The 14,556-nt window shown below is 71.3% G+C and carries 15 protein-coding genes; 7 read left to right on the forward strand and 8 right to left on the reverse strand.

The window, feature by feature from the left end; genetic code table 11:
* Positions 1–19: 19 nt before the first annotated feature.
* The 3 genes from ACTWNK_RS24835 to ACTWNK_RS24845 all read right to left on the reverse strand — a co-directional run bounded on the left by ACTWNK_RS24835 (position 20) and on the right by ACTWNK_RS24845 (position 1,995).
* On the reverse strand, positions 20–985 hold the full coding sequence (locus ACTWNK_RS24835) for a phosphotransferase (RefSeq protein WP_474306905.1): 966 nt from the start codon (positions 983–985) through the stop codon (positions 20–22).
* Positions 986–1,098: 113 nt separating this feature from the next.
* Positions 1,099–1,620: a snapalysin family zinc-dependent metalloprotease gene (locus ACTWNK_RS24840; RefSeq protein WP_474306906.1), complete on the reverse strand. Its 522-nt coding sequence runs from the start codon at positions 1,618–1,620 to the stop codon at positions 1,099–1,101.
* 75 nt (positions 1,621–1,695) lie between these two features.
* Positions 1,696–1,995 (reverse strand): hypothetical protein, encoded by a 300-nt coding sequence (locus tag ACTWNK_RS24845; protein ID WP_474306907.1) that lies wholly within the window; start codon positions 1,993–1,995, stop codon positions 1,696–1,698.
* 182 nt (positions 1,996–2,177) lie between these two features.
* Between ACTWNK_RS24845 and ACTWNK_RS24850 the strand changes: the two genes are divergently transcribed.
* From ACTWNK_RS24850 to ACTWNK_RS24865, 4 genes are read left to right on the forward strand one after another with little or no spacing between them, the layout of a single operon-like run.
* Complete coding sequence (locus ACTWNK_RS24850; protein ID WP_474306908.1) at positions 2,178–3,389, forward strand: cytochrome P450; 1,212 nt, start codon at positions 2,178–2,180, stop codon at positions 3,387–3,389.
* 58 nt (positions 3,390–3,447) lie between these two features.
* Positions 3,448–4,017 carry an ArsR/SmtB family transcription factor gene (locus ACTWNK_RS24855; protein WP_474306909.1) on the forward strand — a complete coding sequence of 190 codons (570 nt, stop codon included), beginning with the start codon at positions 3,448–3,450 and terminating at the stop codon, positions 4,015–4,017.
* Complete coding sequence (locus tag ACTWNK_RS24860; RefSeq protein WP_474306910.1) at positions 4,014–4,970, forward strand: ABC transporter ATP-binding protein; 957 nt, start codon at positions 4,014–4,016, stop codon at positions 4,968–4,970. Before ACTWNK_RS24855 ends, ACTWNK_RS24860 begins: the two co-directional genes overlap by 4 nt.
* Positions 4,951–5,688, forward strand: coding sequence for an ABC transporter permease (locus ACTWNK_RS24865; RefSeq protein ID WP_474306911.1), 738 nt, complete (start codon positions 4,951–4,953; stop codon positions 5,686–5,688). Before ACTWNK_RS24860 ends, ACTWNK_RS24865 begins: the two co-directional genes overlap by 20 nt.
* On the opposite strand, the gene ACTWNK_RS24870 is transcribed toward ACTWNK_RS24865, so the two are convergent.
* Positions 5,662–6,870 carry a cytochrome P450 family protein gene (locus ACTWNK_RS24870; protein ID WP_474306912.1) on the reverse strand — a complete coding sequence of 403 codons (1,209 nt, stop codon included), beginning with the start codon at positions 6,868–6,870 and terminating at the stop codon, positions 5,662–5,664. The two genes, ACTWNK_RS24865 and ACTWNK_RS24870, sit on opposite strands and share 27 nt — an antisense overlap.
* Positions 6,871–6,961: 91 nt before the next feature.
* The gene (locus tag ACTWNK_RS24875; RefSeq protein WP_474306913.1) at positions 6,962–8,986 is read right to left on the reverse strand and encodes a M4 family metallopeptidase; all 2,025 of its coding nucleotides are present in this window, start codon (positions 8,984–8,986) and stop codon (positions 6,962–6,964) included.
* Between the two features lie 203 nt (positions 8,987–9,189).
* On the opposite strand from ACTWNK_RS24875, the gene ACTWNK_RS24880 reads away from it, so the two are divergent.
* Positions 9,190–9,747 carry a GNAT family N-acetyltransferase gene (locus ACTWNK_RS24880; protein ID WP_474306914.1) on the forward strand — a complete coding sequence of 186 codons (558 nt, stop codon included), beginning with the start codon at positions 9,190–9,192 and terminating at the stop codon, positions 9,745–9,747.
* A gap of 69 nt (positions 9,748–9,816) precedes the next feature.
* Here ACTWNK_RS24880 and ACTWNK_RS24885 read toward each other — a convergent pair whose 3' ends face one another.
* Positions 9,817–10,320 (reverse strand): RICIN domain-containing protein, encoded by a 504-nt coding sequence (locus ACTWNK_RS24885; protein ID WP_474306916.1) that lies wholly within the window; start codon positions 10,318–10,320, stop codon positions 9,817–9,819.
* An 89-nt stretch (positions 10,321–10,409) separates the two neighbouring features.
* Positions 10,410–11,807, reverse strand: a complete 1,398-nt coding sequence (locus ACTWNK_RS24890) for an MFS transporter (protein WP_474306917.1) — start codon at positions 11,805–11,807, stop codon at positions 10,410–10,412.
* Between the two features lie 140 nt (positions 11,808–11,947).
* On the opposite strand from ACTWNK_RS24890, the gene ACTWNK_RS24895 reads away from it, so the two are divergent.
* Positions 11,948–12,415 carry a MarR family winged helix-turn-helix transcriptional regulator gene (locus ACTWNK_RS24895; protein WP_474306918.1) on the forward strand — a complete coding sequence of 156 codons (468 nt, stop codon included), beginning with the start codon at positions 11,948–11,950 and terminating at the stop codon, positions 12,413–12,415.
* A 5-nt stretch (positions 12,416–12,420) separates the two neighbouring features.
* The gene (locus ACTWNK_RS24900; protein WP_474306919.1) at positions 12,421–13,638 is read left to right on the forward strand and encodes an epoxide hydrolase family protein; all 1,218 of its coding nucleotides are present in this window, start codon (positions 12,421–12,423) and stop codon (positions 13,636–13,638) included.
* Between the two features lie 26 nt (positions 13,639–13,664).
* Here ACTWNK_RS24900 and ACTWNK_RS24905 read toward each other — a convergent pair whose 3' ends face one another.
* Positions 13,665–14,543, reverse strand: coding sequence for a methyltransferase domain-containing protein (locus ACTWNK_RS24905; protein ID WP_474306920.1), 879 nt, complete (start codon positions 14,541–14,543; stop codon positions 13,665–13,667).
* Positions 14,544–14,556: the final 13 nt, after the last annotated feature.

Genomic DNA, 14,556 nt, shown 5'->3' on the forward strand with positions numbered 1-14,556 from the left:
TTTACCTTCGCATTCTTCGTCAGGTCAGGCGGGTCAGGATCGAGACGAGCTCGTCCCAGGACTGCCGTGCGTCCGGGCCGTCGCCGTGCGCGCTCCTGAAGGCGTCGGTGTAGACGGCGATCTCCTCCAGGTCCCACCGCATGCCGTACATCGCGATGGCCTGGCGGTCCGGCCGTCTGCCCGTCGCCTGTTCGTAGTGGTCGAGGTCCTGCTCGCCGCCGGTGAGCAGCCACAGGTCACGCTCAGGTACGGCCAGGCCGGCGGTGTCCCAGTCGACCAGGCGCCACCCTTCGTCCAGGCGCAGCAGGTTGCCGGGGTGCGGCTCGCCGTGCGTGAGGACGAGCGCGCCGCCGTCGGCCCGCACACGTGCGACCGTCTCGTCGTATCCGGCCAGCAGCGCCCGCAGCCCGTCCACGCGTGCGGCGAGCAACTGCCTGGCCGGCTCGGAGTACGGCCCGCCGTGCCAGGGGACGCCGAGCTCGGCCAGTGCGGTGTCGAGCCTGGCCCTGGTCCACAGCTCGGGCGCCTGGACGGGGGCGACGGCCGGGGCGGGGGCGGCGTGCAGGGCGGCCAGCAGGTCGACGATCTCACCGCGTTCGCGCTCGGTCCGCTCCTGGCCGTACTGCCCGTCCAGGCCGTCGAGGTGGGGGAAGAGCGCGACGGCGTGATGGGCGCCGAGCCTGACGGCGCTGCGGCCTTCGCGGGTGGGCAGCGGCGCCACCACGAACGGGTGCTCGCCCAAGGCCAGTGCGGTGTCCATCGCGCGGCGCAGGCCGTGCCATGCGGCGGCCGTGCCGTCGCCGCAGTGCGTCTTGGCCCGCAGGTCGGACACGGTGACGAACCAGCGCGCCTGCTCGCCGGTCGCGATCCAGTGGTGGTCGCCGAAGCCCACGGGCGTGTGCGCGAGCGAGACGGGCCCGACGTCCCAGGCCGTCAGCGCCTGGGCGAGGTCGTCGTCGTCCAGCCCTTCGGGCCGCTCCTTCATGCGGCCGAAACTAGCCCGGCGACCGTGTCGTGCGCATCGGCTTTTCGCGCTCGGGACGTGAGAAGGCCGTGAGGTCCATGTCCTCACGGCCTGTTCCCGGTGTGTTGCCGCGGTCAGCGGTCCACGTGCAGCGTGTCGAACTCCACCAGCGGAGTGGCTCCGGCGAAGTTACGGTCGACCTCGGCCCGCTCGGCCGCATTGGGGTTGGGGTTGGTGCAGCTCGTGCCCGCGCTCGCACCCGACATCAGGTCCGTGCACCGGCCGGTGCGCCGGTCGGGCAGGCCCAGGATGTGGCCGATCTCGTGGGTGGCGATGCGCAGGGCGTTGTGCCCCTGCTGGGTGGCCTGCCTGCCGATCCACACCGTGCCCCTGCCGAGGCTGGTGGGCAGCGCCCTGGGCCAGCCGTTGTCGGCGTAGACCACGAACTGGGCCGGTGTGCCGGGGACGAGCCTGACGTTGCTCACGCTGGAGTTCCAGATCTGGGCGGCCTGGTCCACCGCGCCCCTGAACTCGGCCGCCCTGCTGGCGTCGTACTTGAGCACCCTGACCATGGACACGGCGTGCGCGGGCGCGCTGATCAGCAGGAAGGTGAGGCTGAGGACGATGGAGAGCGTGATACGGAGGGCTCTTGTCATGGGGTCTCCTCGGACATTGGGGGGTGTTGTCACGGTATGCGTGACCCCATGTCAGGGGAATGTGTCAATTGACCCCTACTCCGGTGATATGCCCCCCTCATGGCAATAGGAGGCCCCTATGGACCCGTTCCACGGGAAGACCGTGCGACAGGTGTGCACACCGGCGGCCGGGCCGAACTGCACGGTGATCACCACCCCGGCCAGCCCCCAGCCGTCGCAGCCGAAGCCGGACAGGCCGTAGCCCTCCGAGCTCGGGGTGCGCTCGGCCCAGAAGCAGGTGTGCTCCCCCGCGGCCCACGCGGCGGGCGCGGGCGTCAGCGCCACGGCGAGCAGCGCCGCGGCAGCGACCACACTCCATCGTCGGGCGAGTCTCACGATGTCCACCTCCTGGTGCGATCTGTGACGGGCGCCCCACACGCTAACCAGTGCGGCGCCGGGCGCCCAGAGTGATTCCGCACCGCCACCCAGTGGATTTCACACGGTTGACGGTCCGCATCTGCTTTCGTACGTTCCGCTGGGGCGGCCCATCGGGGCCGTCCGGGACGGAAAGGGTGGCGATGACCGCTGAGCCGGATCCGACGCGAGAATGGCCCGACCTGAAGCCGGGCCCGCTGGGCACCCCCTCTCCCGAGTTCGCGCACCGGCGCGAGTCCGGGCCGCTCGCCCCCGCCGCGATGCCGAGCGGCGACCTGGTCCCGCTGGCCGTCGGCTACGAGGACGTGCGCGCGCTGCTGGCCTCGCCCGCCTCCAGCAGGAACCTGCGGCTGCCGGGCCTGCCCAGGTTCGTCAGCGGCATCGGCATCGACGACGACCCCGACTCCCTGGTCAACCAGGACCCGCCCGAGCACACGCGCTACCGCCGGATCATGCAGGGCACCTTCACCCCGCGCCGGATCGAGCCGTGGCGGCCCCGGGTCACCCGGATCGCCGAGGACCTGCTCGACGGGCTCGGCGAGGAGTTCGAGCTGATGGAGGACTACGCGCTGCAGCTGCCCGGCCGGGTGATCTGCCTCATGCTCGGCATCCCCATGGCCGACTACCCCAGGTTCCGCCGCTGGACCGACCTGTTCCTGACCACCTCGACGGCCGACGAACAGGTCCGCCACCAGGCCTACGCCGACTTCATGTCCTACGCCACCCGCCTGGTCGCCGAGCACCGGGCCGCGCCGGGCGAGGAGCTCATCGACCTGCTCGTCCAGGCCAGGGACGAGGGCGACAGGCTGAGCGAGGGCGAACTGGTCAACACCGTGTTCTCGCTCATCACGGCCGGGCACGAGACGACCGCGTCGATGATCGGCAGGGGTGTGTTCAGGCTGCTGCTGCACCGCCCGCAGTGGGAGGAGCTCGTCGCCGACCCCTCGCTCACCGCGACGGCCGTCGAGGAGATCCTGCGCTACGACGGGCCTCCGGCCAGCGCCTTCATGCGCAGGCTCACCCAGGACGTCGAGGTGCCCGGCGGCTCGCTGTGCGCCGGGACGGTCGTCATGCCCGACCTCAACGCCGCCAACCACGACCCGGCCGCCTTCCCCGACCCCGGCCGTTTCGACATCCACCGCTTCACCGAGCACCCGCCGCACCCGCACGTGGCCTTCGGGTACGGCCCGCACCGCTGCCTGGCCGCCGCCCTGGCCAGGGTGGAGCTGACCGAGGCGGTCAAGGCGCTGGTCACGCGACGTCCCGCCCTGCGCCTGACGGGGACACCGGAGTCGGTGGAGTGGACGACGGGACTGGTCTACCGGCCCTACCGCCTCCAGGTGACGTCCGCCTGACGATCCCATCTTGCCAAGAGGTCTTGGCCAAGAGCTCTTGGCAAGATAGTGTTCCGCCATGCCGTACACGCACCGCAACCTGGACGCGCACGCCCTGCGCGGCCTGGCGCACCCGCTGAGGGTGCAGATCCTCGACCTGCTCAGGCTGGAGGGCCCGGCCACCTCGACCACACTCGCCGAGCGCCTGAACGTGCGGTCGGGCTCGACCAGCTGGCACCTGCAGAAGCTGGCCGAGCACGGCTTCATCGAGGAGGTCGCCGAGCGCGGCACCCGGCGCGAGCGCTGGTGGCAGGCCGTGACACCGCTGTGGGGCGTGGACGGCGCCGACATGCTGGCCGACCCGGAGCTGTCGGAGGCGACCAAGGTGCTCATCGACTCGGTCATCGGCCTGCAGATGCGCAGGGCCGGGCAGTTCTTCGAGCAGGAGTGGTCGCACGCCTGGCGCCGGGCCGCCGTGCTCACCTTCGAGGACGGCCTCACCCTCGACCCCGCCTCGCTCGACGCCCTGCGCGAGGAGTTGCGCGACCTCATCGACCGCTACCGCGAGCGGCCGAGCGACGCGGGCGACGCCGAGCTGGTCGCCATCCAGATCCAGGGCTTCCCCTACCGGGCCGGAGGCGAGTCGTGAGCCTGCTCAGGGTCGAGCACGTCACCAAGGACTACGGACGGGTGCGCGCCAACGACGACATCTCGATCGAGGTCGCGGCCGGATCGGTGTTCGGGCTGCTCGGGCACAACGGCGCGGGCAAGTCGACACTCCTCAACCAGATCGTCGGCCTGGCCAGACCCACCTCGGGCTCGATCACGATCGACGGGCACGACGTGGTCGCCGCACCGGCGATCGCCAGGCGGCTGTGCTCGGTGCAGCCGCAGTCCTCGGCCCCGCTGGAGGGCGTGACGCCGAGACAGGCGGTGGAGTTCATGGCACGGGTACGCGGGCTCGGGCGGGCCGAGGCACGGCGGCGGGCCCGGCACCTCATCGACGCGCTGGAGCTGCAGCCGTGGGCCGACCGGGTCTGCGACCATCTGTCGGGCGGGGTGCGCAGGCTGACGGCCTTCTGCATGGCCGCGGTCGAGCCGGGGCGGCTGGTGCTGTTCGACGAGCCGACCAACGACGTCGACCCGGTGCGCCGCAAGCTGCTGTGGCAGCAGGTGCGGGCACTCGCCGACGACGGCCGCGCCGTCCTGCTGGTCACCCACAATGTCGTCGAGGCCGAGCGCGCCGTCGACCGGCTGGCCGTACTCGACCGGGGCCGGGTGCTCGCCCAGGGCAGTCCGGCGCAGATCAGGGGGCCCGAGCGCGACACGCTGCGCCTGGAGGTCGTGGCGGGCGGCGACGAGACGGTCGCCGCACTGCTGCGGCGCTTCCCCTCCGCCCGCACGCACTCGGGGCGGCGCGTCACCGCCGCGATCGCCTCCGCGCAGGCCATGGAGACCATCGCGTACGTCCAGGCGCTGCACCGGCAGGACGAGATCGAGTCCTACGCGCTGACCCCGACCAGCCTCGAAGACGTCTACGTCGCACTCGTGGGCGCCCGCACCGACGAACCGGGGAGGGCCGATGCGGCACTGGTCGCGTAGCTATGGCCTGCTCCTGCGCTGGGGGCTGCTGCAGCGCAGGTCGACGCTGCCCTTCGTGGTGCTGCTGCAGACGGGGATGGCCGCGGCGATCGTCGTCGGCTTCTCCTTCCTGGTGCCGCGGGCCGATGCGGTCACCGTGCTGTACCTGACGACCGGCGGCATGACGTTCACCCTCGTGCTCATGGGCATGGTCGTCACGCCGCAGACCGTCTCGCAGCAGAAGATCGCCGGGGTGCTCGACTACCAGAGGACGATGCCGGTCCCACGCATGGCGATGCTGGCCGCCGACGCCACCGTGTGGGTGCTGGTGGCGCTGCCCGGTGTGGCGGCGGCCGCGATCGTGGCGGCGCTGCGCTACGGGATGACCTTCAGGCTCAGCCCGCTGCTCGTCCCCGCCGTGCTGCTGGTGGCGCTCGGCTCGGTCGCGATCGGGTACGGCATCGCCTACGCCACCCGGCCGCAGACCACCAATCTGATCACGCAGGCGGTCGTCATGCTCGCCCTGGTGTTCGCGCCGATCAACTTCCCCGCCGATCGCATGCCGGCCTGGCTGGCCTCGGTGCACGAGGTGCTGCCGTTCGCCTCGATGGCCCAGGTCATCAGGGAGACGGTGCTCGTCCCGCCCACGGGGGTCAGCCCGCTGCCCTTCGCCGTGCTGGCCGCATGGGCGTGCGCGGGGCTCGCGCTCACCTCACGGGTGATGATCCGCCGCAGCTGAGCGGGTGATCGGCAGGCTCTCCAGACCGCGCATGACCCGCGAAGGCCGCCACCGCAGCCGCTCGGCGGGCACCGCGAGCCGGGCTCCCGCCAGGCGCCTGGCCAGCAGAGGGAAGGCCACGACGCCTTCGAGCCTGGCCAGCGCCGCGCCGATGCAGAAGTGCGGGCCCCTGCCGAGCGACAGGTGCTCGTTGGGACGGCGCAGCAGGTCGAGCGTGTCCGGGTCGGCGAAACGGGCGGGATCGCGGTTGGCCGAGCCGATCACCAGGCTGACCACCTCGCCCGCCGGGATGCGACCAGAAGGCGTCTCGATCGGCTCGGCGGCGACCCGGAACGTGGCCTTGCGCACGGGAGCGTCGTAGCGCAGCAGCTCCTCCACCGCCGAGCCCGCGACATCGGGCCCGGCCCGCAGCAGCTCCAGGCTCCCGGGGTCGCGCAGCAGGGCGAGCATGCCGTTGCCGATCAGGTTGACGGTCGTGTCGTGCCCGACGAGCAGCAGGATGTAGGCGGTGCCGACGAGCTCGTCGGGCGTCAGCGCCTCCCCGCTGTCGCAGGCCTCGACGAGCAGGCCGAGCAGATCGCCGTCGGCGCCGCCGCCCTCACGCCGTTTGAACTCCACCAGCTCACTCAGATAGGCGTGCAGCCGACGCTCCAGATCGGCCTGCGCCTCCCGGCCCGCGGTGTCGCCCGCGAGACTGTCGAGCAACATCGTGCGCAACTGCGGCCCGGCGAGCCGGTCGGGCACACCCAGGATCGTGCGGATCATCGCGAACGCCAGCGGAGCCGCGAAGTCGCCGACGAGATCGGCCCGCCCCTCGGGCAGCCTGTCGAGCAGCTCATCGGCCCTGGCCTCGATCAGCGGCCGCAGCGCCGCCACCCTGGCGGGCGCGAACGCCTTGCTCACCAGGCGCCTGAGCCTGGTGTGGTCGGGCGGGTCGGCATTGACCAGGTTGTGGCGCAGGCTCTGCGGCCCCGCCGCCCTGGCCCCGCACTCCCCCGCCTGCCCCTTGCTCAGCCGGGGATCGGCCAGCAGCCGGTGCACGTCGTCGTACCTGGTGACCTGCCATACCGGCAGGCCGCTCGGGCTGAGCTCCCGGTGGAAGGGCGCGTGCTCGCGCAACCACGCGAAATACGGATAGGGATCGCGCAGCCGCGCCGCGACCAGCTCGTCAGGCACGCTCACGGAGAGCACAAGAGACATGACTCCATGTAATCATCTCATCACGCGAGGTCAGGCCGCGCCCGAGCGGAGCGCGGCCTGACGGTTCAGCGGGTCAGACCCGGCTCCACAGCGCGGGTACGGCGGGCGGTGTCCAGTTCGGCAGCGAGGTGTGGGCCACGCGGCAGCGGTAGATCACACCGCGGTAGGTGACCTTGTCGCCCTTGGCATAGTGCTTCCACGCCTTCCAGGCGGGCGGGCTCGGCGGGGCCTCGACGACGAGGGTGTAGGTCGCCTCCCTGTCGACCTGGCGGCCGTCGGCCAGGATGCGGATGGTGTAGGTGCCGGGAGCCGTCGTCGCCGACGTCATCAGCGTGAGGGTGGAGGGGTCGCCCGCGTTGACGGCCGAGGGGTTGAACGACGGCGCCACGCCGGGAGGCAGCTGGGTCGCGGCGAAGGTGATGACGTCGCGGGTGGGGCCGGTGGCCCTGGTCTCGATCGTGGTGGTGACCGCCTGACCGGGGAGGGCACGGCCGGACGACGGGTTGACCTGGATCTCGAACCCGGCGCCGTCGCAGATCGGCTCGGCCTGGGCCGGAGGCACGTTGACCGCGTTCCAGGCCGCCTTCACCGCGTTGTACTCGGCGCAGGAGGTGGGGAACAGCGCCGCCGCGGCGCGCACGGTGGCGGCCCTGGCCTTGGCGTGCGTCCACGGCACGGTCTTGAGGTTGAGCCCGGCCATGTAGATCATCCCGGCCTTGTGGATGCCGATCCCGCCGAGCACGGCGGGCCCGGCGCACACCGGGCTGGCCGGCTTACCGACCGGGTTGGTGCCCTCGGCGAGCAGGTAGAACCAGTGGTTCTGCACACCCGATGCCTCGTGCGGCTCGGCGCCCGGGATGGTGGAGGAGAAGCAGTTGGGGTGCCCGGCGAGCGACGGGTCGTACATGTAGCGGATCGGGCCGGTGCCGAAGATGTCGACCGACTCGCCGACCGTGTAGTCGGGCGTGTCGACCGGGTTGTTGGCGTAGTGCTCGGTCAGCGCGCCGAAGATGTCGGCGGTCGACTCGTTGAGCGTGCCCGCCTCGTTGCCGCTGCCCGCGCCGCCCGAGCCGGACGTCTGGAAGATGCCGTGGCCGTACTCGTGGGCGACGACGTCCATCGAGGTGAGTTCGGCGGTGTTGGGCTGGTTGCGGCCGAAGACGGCGTGGGTGTCGCCCCAGTACGCCGCGACGTCGTTGAAGCCGACCCTGGCGGGCCAGCCTCTGCCCGCGCCGTCGAATCCGTTGCGGCCCAGCCAGGCGCGCAGCATGTCCCATTCGCGTTGCGCGCCGTACATGACGTCGACGCAGGCCTTGAACAGCCGGTCGGGCACCTCGGGCGGGTAGCGGTAGGACTCGCCGGTCATACTGCCGCAGGCCAGGCCGGACCTGGTCGGGTCGACCATGGTGTAGCTCTCGGGGGTGCCGGTGACCTCGATCTTCACCCGGCCGTTGTGGTGGCCGTCGGCCTCGACCTCGATCTGCCTGACGTTCTCCACCGTGTCGACGATCGAGCCGTCGGTGGCGTCGACGAACACGCGCAGCACGCTCGGCCTGTCGCCCTCTCCCCTGCCGGTGACCTTGACCTCCCAGGCCAGCACCGGCTTCGCGCCCGCCGCGTGCACGACCAGGACGGGCGCCTCCGAGCCGGAGGCGTCGCGCACCTGGGCCCTGGCCTTGGCCAGCGCCGCCTGCGCGGTCAGGACGGGCTTGGTGCCAACGGTGATCGCGGCACGCTGGCCGGTGACCACGTCGTGGACGAGGGTGCCGTCGCGGTCGGTGTTGACGATGACATCACCGCCGTATACCGGCAATCCGGCGTGGACCCGCCGGTAGGAGAGGTACTGCAGGCCCTGGGCTCCGGCGACGGTCCTGCTCAGGACGTAGGAGTCGGCGCCGGTCGTGCGTAACTCCGCGGCCCTGTCGGCCAGGACCGACTGTGAGGTGGAAAGGGCGGCCTGGCGCTGTTCGGCCGTCGGCGGGGCGAATACCGAAGGGGTGGGTGGGGGTGGCGCCGCCTGCGACGGCGCGGACGCCATCGTGGTGATCATCGTCGCGGACAAGGCGGCGACGGCGGCCGATCTGAACACACGCTTCATCAGTGGGAGTTCCTCTCAGGAGATCACTTCCAAACTCCACCGAGAACGGCTCCGCGAGTACCAACCACCTCTCCATAGGACGCCGTTATGGCCCCGTCCGGATCACCCGGCGAACGCGGTTCGGGCAGGACCGGAACCCGGGTGCGTAGAAGCTGCTGAAAACGCGTTGCGGGCGGCGGCGGCCGTTGGCGACCATCGACGGCATGGGGCTGCAACCGGTGATCGACAGGGGCGAGGTAGTCCTGCGGCGCTGGCGGCTGACACGGGACTTCGCCGTGCTCTTCCGGCTCATCGAGGAGTCGCTGGAGCACCTGACGCCCTGGATGCCGTGGGTCGCGGGTCACAGCAGGCTGGCCACGGCGGCCTTCCTCACCGGCTGCGGCCCGCAATGGGATCGCGGCGAGGCCTACAACTACGCCATCACCCGGCGCGGCGACGTCGTGGGCAGCTGCTCGGTGTTCGGCGACTCCGACCCGACCGGCCGGGAGATCGGCTACTGGCTGCATCCGGCCGCGACCGGCCAGGGCCTGGCGACGCTGGCCGCCACCGCCCTGACCGAGCAGGCGTTCACCCTGCCCGGTGTGACCTATGTCGAGATCGTGCACGACGCGGCCAACGCGGCGAGCGGCGCGGTGGCCAGACGGGCCGGTTTCGTCGAGGTCAGACGCCAGATGGCCAGACTGCCCCTGGCGCCGGGCGAGAGCGGCCTCGACATCGTCTGGCGCCGCCTGCGCCCACTGGATGCCACCCGATCCCTCTGACGCCTCTCGGGCCTGCCGCCTTTCCCTCCTTTCGTGACAGCCCGCCCCCTTCGACAGGAGACCCGTCAACTACACCTTCGTCTGCACCCAGCGCGCCCTGTCGCTGCCGCACGCCATGAGGGTGATCCTGCCGATCATGTCGGGCGCTCCCTCGACCGCGCCGAGGCAGAGGGCGGCGTGGTGGAGCGGCTTGTAGCTGCGGACGGTGGCGCCCGCACTCTTGTCCTCGTAGAAGGCCTGGTAGTTGCTGTTGTTGCAGTGGTTCAGGGAGATCTTCTTGTCCAGGTCGACGTCCAGGCACCTGCCGGTCGACACGTGCATGAGCGACACCGTGCCGCTGGGGTAGGTGGTGACCTTCCACTTGTCCGCGCTCTTAGCGGCGCAGAGGTTGGAGCCCAGCCACACCCCGGAGTGGCTGCCCACCAGGCACTTGCCCGAGGCCACGTTCTTGTAGGTGTAGGGGCCGTACACGCCCGCACCGGCAGGGGTGGCCGCCAGCAGGGTCAGGGTCGCGGCGGCGGCGAGGGCGAATGCCGCTCCGCGGCCGGTTCGGCGGTATGCGTGGACAGACATGTGGTGCTCTCCCTTGCTGGGGCCGGTTCGTGGCGCCACCGTAGGGCGGCGCCGTTGGGCGGCCGTTGGCCGGCCCCGGCACGGGCGGCTCACACCTGCGCGGGTACGGCCTTGCTCCTGCGGATGAGGAGGGCGGACAGCAGGGCGCCGAGCAGGGCCACGGCGGCGGCACCGGCGAAGGCGGCCTGGAAGCCGTCGGTGAGCCTGGCCGGGTCGCCGAGTTCGGCCGCGCCCCGCGAGGTGGCGACGGCGGTCATCAGGGCCAGGCCGAGCGCGGAGCCGACCTGGTAGGTGGTGTTGACGATGCCCGAGGCCAGACCGCTCTCCTCCGGCCGCGCGCCGGACATGGCCGACATCATCGCCGGAATGTAGGCCAGCGACATCCCGACCGCGGCCACCAGCGAGGCGGGCAGCACATCGCTCACGAACGCCCCGTCCGGCCGTACCAGCGACAACCCGGCCACGCCCGCGGCCAGCACCAGCAGTCCGACCACGATGAGCGGCTTTGCGCCGAACCTGCCGAGCAGCCGGGCGGTGACACCGATCATGAAGATCATGATCGCGACGGTCATGGGCAGCAGCGCGGCCCCGCTGGGGAAGGCGCCGTAGCCGAGAACCTGCTGCAGGTAGAGGTTGAGGAAGTACCACATCGGGATCCACGCCGCGCCGAGCAGCGCCATCGCCAGGTTCGCGGTCGCCAGTCCGGGCGTGCGCCAGATGCCGAGCGGCATGAGCGGCTCGCGCACCCTGCGCTGGAGGACGAGGAACAGCCCGAGCAGCACCACCGCGCCCGCCGCCTCCAGCAGCGTCACACTCACGCTCTGCCCTGGAGCACGCACGATGGTGTAGACGGCCAGCGCGATCCCCCCGGTCACCGCGACCGCGCCGAGCACGTCGACCGACCCCCGCCTGCCCTGTACGGCGGGCAGCAGCGCGGGCACGGCCGCCAGCGTCGCCAGGCCGATCGGGACGTAGACGATGAAGACCCACGGCCAGCTCAGGTACTCGGTGATGACCCCGCCGAGGAACACACCGGCCGTGCCGCCCGCCGGGGCCGCGGCGCCGTACAGGGCCATGGCCTTGCCCAGTTCCTTGGGCGTGTGCCCGAACAGCATCATCAGCAGTGTCATGGAGGCCGGTGCGATCAGCGCGCCGCCGACGCCTTGGACCGCGCGGCCCAGGATCTCCACCCAGGCGGTGCTCGCGGCGGCGGCCAGCACCGATCCGGCGATCAGGACGAGCCATCCGGTGGTGAAGACCCGGCGGGCGCCGAACAGGTCGGACAGGCGTCCGCCGAGGAGCAGTAAGCCGCCGAACGCGATGACGTAGGCGTTGAACACCCACTGCAGACCGCTGGGCGAGAAGCCGAGTTCGCGCTGCATGTCGGGGAGGGCGACACCGATGATCGAGGTGTCCATGATGACCATGAACTGGGCGGTGGCGAGCACGATGAGCGCCCACCACCTACGCGGATTGACGGCGTCCATGCCGTTTTCCTTTCTCGGACAGGGCCTGAGGTTACCCCCATGGGGTATGTCTGCGAGCGACGATAACATACCCCTAGGGGGTTCTATTTCCAGCCTGCTTTACATTAGGGATTTATATAAATTGCTGCTACATTTCGGCCATGAGCATGACGGGGCAGGACAGGCCCGAGCTGGATCCGGGCGAGATGGCGGCGGCCGTGGAGGAGTTCAACGGCTTCTACATCCGGCTGCCGTCGGTCCAGCGGCTCAGCTTCACCACCCTGTCCGTCCTGCACACGCTGGCCGGGCGCGGTCCGATGCGGCTCGGCGAGCTGACCGCGACCGAGCAGGTCACCCAGCCGGGCATCACCCAGATGGTGACCAGGCTTGAGGACGACGGCCTGGTCGAGCGGCGGCCCGACCCGCGTGACGGCCGGGCCGTGCTCGTGCACATCACCGCGGCGGGCGCGCAGATCGTCGCCGCCCGGCGCGCCGACCGGGTGGCCAGGCTGGCCCCGGTCCTGCTGCGGCTCACGGCCGACGAGCGCGCCGCGATCGCCGCCGCGCTGCCCGTACTGCACCGCATCGCCGCACTCGGCCGCAACCACGACGACGACCAGCGAGGATGACCGGCATGCCCCTGCCCCTGACGCCGACGCCCGTCCAGGTGCCGGACGACGTGCTCACCGACTTACGCAGGCGGCTCGCCGCCACCCGATGGCCGGACGACGAGGGCAACGACGACTCCTACTACGGCGTCGACCGGCGCTATCTGCAGGAGCTGGTCGAGTACTGGCACGACGGCTACGACTGGCGCGCGGCCGAGGCGGCGATCAACGCCTACGAGCACTACCGGGTCGAGGTCGACGGCGTTCCGGTGCACTTCATGCGCCGTCCGGGCGCCGGGCCCGACCCGACGCCGCTCATCCTCACGCACGGCTGGCCGTGGACGTTCTGGCACTGGTCCAAGGTCGTCGATCCGCTGGCCGATCCCGGGGCGTACGGGGGCGATCCGGCCGAGGCGTTCGAGGTGATCGTGCCTTCGCTGCCGGGGTTCGGGTTCTCGGCGCCGCTGACCGGACGGCCGGACATGAACTTCTGGAAGATCGCCGATCTGTGGCACACGCTGATGACGGAGGTGCTCGGCCACAGGCGCTACGCCGCCGCCGGGTGCGACGTCGGGGCGTTGATCACCGGGCAGCTCGGGCACAAGTACCCCGGCGAGCTGCACGCCCTGCACATCGGCTCGGCGCTGAAGCTCGACCTGTTCAACGGCGACCGGGCCTGGGACCTCAGCGGCGGCAGGCCCATACCCGAAGGCCTGCCGCCCGACGTCCACGCCCGGATCGTGGCCCACGACCGGCGCTTCGCCGTGCATCTGGCCGCGCACGTGCTGGACTCAGGCACGCTGGCGTACGGACTGTCGGACTCGCCCGCCGGGATGCTCGCCTGGATCCTGCGGCGCTGGATGAGCTGGAGCGACAACGGCGGCGACATCGAGACCGTGTTCACCAAGGACGACCTGCTCACCCATGCCATGATCTTCTGGGCGAACAACACGATCGGCACCTCGATCCGCACCTACGCCAACAACAACCGCTACCCGTGGACCCCCTCGCACGACCGCCTGCCGGTTGTCCAGGCGCCCACGGGCGTCACGTTCGTCGCCTACGAGAACCCGCCGGGCGTCACGACCGCCGAGCGCGTGGCCCACTTCCTCGGCACCGACCGCGCCGCCTGGTACAACCACGTCAACCTCACCGTGCACGAGCACGGCGGCCACTTCATCCCCTGGGAGATCCCCGGCGAGTGGATCGCCGACCTGCGACGCACGTTCCGGGGACGCCGCTGACCCCGCGGCCTCCGGCGCGCCCGCCGTCAGGCCGGTTTGCGCAGCAGGAACAGGTAGGAGCCGAGGTGGTCGGCGATGAACGCGCGGACGAGGGGGACGGCGAGGTCCATGTGGGCGACGGCCTCCTCGCCGTAACGCGCGACGATGTCGGCGCGGCGCTCCTGGTAGAGCAGGCCCATGAGGTGGCCGGTGAAGGCGCAGTTCTGGGTCATGCTCTCGGCCCTGAGCACCTCGAACCCGGCCGCCTCCGCCATCGCGACCAGGCCGGGCAGCGTCGTCGGCGCCGGGCAGCACCAGGTGCGCACGTAGGCGTCGAGCTCCTCGGGCGTCGGCACGCCGATCAGGGTGAAGTCGCTCATCAGGAAGATCCCGCCCGGCCTGAGCACCCGCGCCGCCTCGTGGAAGCCGCGCGGCCGGTCGGAGAAGTGGGCGAACGCCTCGATCGACAGCGCCGCGTCGAACGTCGCGTCGGCGAAGTCCAGCGCCATGGCGTTGCCGTGCACGAACCTCACCCGGTCGGCCACGCCTTCGGCCTCGGCCAGCGAGGTCGCGATCTTGATCTGCTCACGGCTGACGGTGACGCCCGTGACCCTGCCCCCGCCGCTCAACGCGGCCTGGACGGCGGGCCGGCCCGTCCCGCACCCGATGTCGAGCAGGTGATCGCCCGGCTTCAGGGCCAGGGTGCGCAGGTGGTGCTCGGTCTGCCGTTCCTGTGCCCGGTTGGCCAGGTCGGCGAGGGTGGAGGCGGGGGCCCGTTCGCCGGGCGGCGTCCACATGCCCAGGTGGATGCCCACGTCCCCGATGGTCAGCGCGTAGAGATCGCCGAACTGGTCATAGGTGGCGCCGACCTCCTCCGGAGTCGGCGCCGTCGTGCTCGCGGGTCCTGCATCGTCCGACACCGTCACGGCGCGCTCCCAC

The sequence above is a fragment of the Nonomuraea sp. IBHARD001 genome, from assembly GCF_056106265.1.